This window comes from Scrofimicrobium canadense (genome assembly GCF_009696615.1).
Taxonomy (GTDB): Bacteria; Actinomycetota; Actinomycetes; order Actinomycetales; family Actinomycetaceae; genus Scrofimicrobium; species Scrofimicrobium canadense.
This window is the reverse complement of record NZ_VULO01000057.1, coordinates 1-1,001: the sequence shown is the minus strand read 5'-3', so window position 1 is coordinate 1,001 and position 1,001 is coordinate 1. Positions and strand designations below refer to the sequence as shown.

General features: G+C 65.1%; 1 protein-coding gene. It reads right to left on the bottom strand.

Going from position 1 to position 1,001, the window contains the following annotated elements:
• Nucleotides 1–60 precede the first annotated feature (60 nt).
• Nucleotides 61–1,001 (bottom strand): LysR family transcriptional regulator (locus tag FYJ24_RS12540; protein ID WP_154546745.1); only part of this gene is annotated, 941 nt, incomplete at its 5' end.

The following is a 1,001-nucleotide window of genomic DNA, read 5'->3' as shown; positions in this document are numbered from 1 at the left end:
ATACACGGTGCCGCAAAGCGTCTGGGTGGAAACCGCACCGGAGGCCAGCGTGGCGTTTGGCTACGGCAGCGGTGTCGGCTGATTCGATGCCGGGTCCCTGAAGGCCTGCATCCAGCGCTGCAGGTGGCGCAGCAGCAGGATGCTGGCCTTGGGCTGCTGGCGGCCCACCCGGGTGACCATGTGGGCCTGGGAGCGCTGAAACAGCGGGTCGTCGACCGGGCGTGCGACAAGGCTGCCGATGTCCAGGTCGTGGGCGACCGCAAACGCCGGTAGCAGCGTCACCCCCATGCCGCTGCGCACGTATTGCGCCAGGATCACCATCGAGTTGGTGTTCATGGTCATACGCGGGGCGAGGCGTGCCTGTTGAAACGCCTGGTCAACCATCTGGCGCACGCCATGGGTGGTGTCCCACATGGCCATGGGCTGGGTGCTGAGCTGTGCCAGGGTGAGCGGGTGAGGCTGCTCGGCCAAGGGGTGATGCGGCGCCAGAATGGCCATCAACGGCTGCGGGCTGGAGGCCCAGAAGCGCAGCTGCGGATGGGTACGCTCGTGAAACATCAGCCCGATATGGCTTTGATCCTCGACAATCGCATCGATGATGCCGGAGGTGCCCGCGATATGGATATCCAGCTGGATGCCCGCATAGCGCTGGGTGAATTCATGCAGGGGAGAAGCCACCAGGTCGCTGACGAAGCCTTCGCCCACGGTGAGGGAAATCGTTCCGGTTTCCAGCCGCTGGTAGGCTTCGAGGGACGTGATAAAGCTCTCGTCGAGGGCGCTGCGCCGCTCGCAGTACTCCAGCAGCATCTCGCCGACGGGCGTGGGGCGTATGCCGCCGCGCTGGCGCTCCATCAGCGTTGCCCCCAGGGCTTCTTCCAGCAGGGCAATCTGTCGGCTGACGGCGGAAGGGGCAATGTTGAGCCGCGACGCAGCCCGGCGCACCGAGCCTGATTCAAGCGTCACGCGAACGTAGGCCAATCGCTGATGAGGGATATCCATCG